Below are 2,205 nucleotides of genomic sequence, written 5' to 3' on the forward strand. Positions count from 1 at the left end.
AGCCTTTCCCCGCCGTGAGCCGTCGCGGGACCTGTATTTGGTGGCGTTCGATCTCCTGCACCTGAACGGGCATGATCTGCGCAACATGCCGGTGGAAGACCGCCGCGAGATCCTGCAGGCATTGATACCAGCCGTCGGGCGCATTCAGGTCAGCAAAGCCATGCCCGGCACTGGCGATGCGGTTTATCACCTGGTCGACAAGGCAGGGCTGGAGGGCATGATCTCAAAGCGCAAGGACAGCGTCTACCGCAGCGGGCCGACGATGAACTGGCGCAAGATCAAGTGCTATGCCGAAAAGGAAATGGACATCATTGGCGTGCAGCGCGAGGCCGGAAAGCCCGCGATGGTGCTCATGGCCGACAAGGGTCGCTATGCTGGCGGCGCTTTCGTTGCCTTTAAAGCCGACAAGCGTCAGCGACTATGGGATCGCGTGCAAGGGAAGGTCGGCGGACCAGTGCCCATCGGTCTAAAGAAAGAAAAGGCCGAATGGCTTAAGCCTGGTCTGGTCGGTCGCGTGCGGTTCCTAAAGGGCGAGGAAAGGCTCCGCCACGCCAAGCTGCTGGACTACCGTGAGGAATAAGCTGGCGACAAGGTGCTGCCCATGACGCGGAACAGAACCGTGTGCCTGACTGACGTTGTGCCGAGATCAAGGTCTAGGAGAAACGGCATGGTTGCGCCCCGCGCGGTGTGGAAGGGCTTTCTGAGGGTCGGTTCCGTGTCGTGCGGGGTCAAGATAGTGGGTGCCACAAGCGAGGCATCGAAAATCCACTTCAAGATTTTGAACCGCAGCGACGGTTTACCCGTCAAGAGTGCCTATGTCGACGAAGGGACTGGCGATGTTGTCGAAGTCGCGGATCAGATCAAAGGCTACGAGGCGGACAAGGGCGAGTTCATCCACGTCGAGCCGGACGAGATCAAGAAACTGAAACTGACGTCGCAGCACACACTCGATGTCGATTCCTTTGTTCCGGTTGCCGAGATCGACACGCGCTATCTCGAAAAGCCATACTACTTGATCCCGGCTGACGGCGCCTCGCTGGAGGCCTTTGGCGTCCTGCGCGACGCGATGGCCAAATCCCGGAGGTTACGGGCAGCCTAGACACATCGGGCTTTGTTGCCGGATTGCCGTTGTGCCCGTAGCTATAGGTCTCGTCGTTTGGTCACTCCTTGTGACCAACTGGTCGGCGTGGTCACCGTCACCCAAAAAATGATCGTGCCGACCTGGCCATGGACCGAGGCCATGTGAGATTGCGTGGATGATCGTTGCTTTAATCTAGCGCAATGTAGCGTTGAGCGGAAACGAAGTAGGCCCGCCACTGAGGACACAAACAGCGGCGGGCCTTGCTTTGAGACCTGGCCCGGGGAGCCAAGCTGCAAACCCAACTTCGATTTCAGAAACAGGTTCCAGGCCTGCAGAAAAAACTTAACGCTTGCTGGCATTGCATAGGCCCGCCACCGGGTCTCGGAACCAGAGGCGGGCCCTCGCACCAGAGCTTGGTCGTTTCAAGGAGGGAGTCGTCCTCACCAAGCACATCCCGAACTTCGACTGCAGATGCATGTTCCTCAGGTCAGTTCAAATTTATCGCCCTGGGGTCAAAATGCTCGTGCGAGCAGCAGGCATCTAGAGCGGCGTTTTCCTCGCGCCCACGACGGTCGGCCACGGCCGGATGCTCGATGGCCTCGGCTATCTCGATCGAAGTCCAACCCGCTGCCATGACTTTAAAGGTCCATTCGGTGACCTTCTGGCTATCGTGTCGCGGTCAGGATATTCGTCCTGTCGCCCGCGGGAATTATGCGCTGCGTCTCAGTCGGTCGGGCCTTTGGGCTTCGTCTCGGAACGTAGCTCCGTTGAGGAGACAACCGGTGAGAGATCACGTCGAGCAGATGCAGGCACTCAGTCAATTCTTGCCGGGCCGATTTTCCTTGGATGCTTCCAAGTCCAGCTGGGCGCGACTGGCGTGAAGCAAGGCCGCGATCAAATTTTGGTCGGCTGACTTTTTGCCGGTGTATAGGCACACAAGCTCGCGGGCCTGGACCGTCGAATCGGATTCCGGGCTCTCCCTGATGGCTGACGTAAGAGCCCGGGAGAGTATGTCGAAATCCAACAACGAAATACCCGGTCGGCTTCCTTTCATGGCCAAATCCATCCTGTTGGTCTGCAGGCAATACTCGAAAGGTCAATGATGACGAGAATCGGCATCACCC

General features: G+C 58.3%; 3 protein-coding genes. 2 read left to right on the forward strand and 1 reads right to left on the reverse strand.

Going from position 1 to position 2,205, the window contains the following annotated elements; all coding sequences use genetic code 11:
* Together EN984_RS31955 and EN984_RS31960 are read left to right on the forward strand one after the other, a co-directional pair.
* On the forward strand, positions 1 to 580 hold a 580-nt coding region (locus EN984_RS31955; protein WP_127384236.1), incomplete at its 5' end, for an ATP-dependent DNA ligase.
* An 87-nt stretch (positions 581 to 667) separates the two neighbouring features.
* Entirely contained in the window at positions 668 to 1,099 is a 432-nt protein-coding gene (locus EN984_RS31960; RefSeq protein ID WP_236383371.1) for a Ku protein, read from the forward strand.
* Between the two features lie 799 nt (positions 1,100 to 1,898).
* On the opposite strand, the gene EN984_RS38380 is transcribed toward EN984_RS31960, so the two are convergent.
* Positions 1,899 to 2,135: a hypothetical protein gene (locus tag EN984_RS38380; RefSeq protein ID WP_127266524.1), complete on the reverse strand. Its 237-nt coding sequence runs from the start codon at positions 2,133 to 2,135 to the stop codon at positions 1,899 to 1,901.
* Between the last annotated feature and the right edge of the window lie 70 nt (positions 2,136 to 2,205).

This window comes from Mesorhizobium sp. M7A.F.Ca.CA.004.12.1.1 (genome assembly GCF_003997835.1).
Classification (GTDB): Bacteria; Pseudomonadota; Alphaproteobacteria; order Rhizobiales; family Rhizobiaceae; genus Mesorhizobium.

Coding starts and splice junctions, on each gene's coding strand:
- EN984_RS38380 (WP_127266524.1), bottom strand. CDS start 2,135: ATGAAAGGAAGCCGACCGGGTATTTCGTTGTTGGATTTCGACATACTC.
- EN984_RS31960 (WP_236383371.1), top strand. CDS start 668: ATGGTTGCGCCCCGCGCGGTGTGGAAGGGCTTTCTGAGGGTCGGTTCC.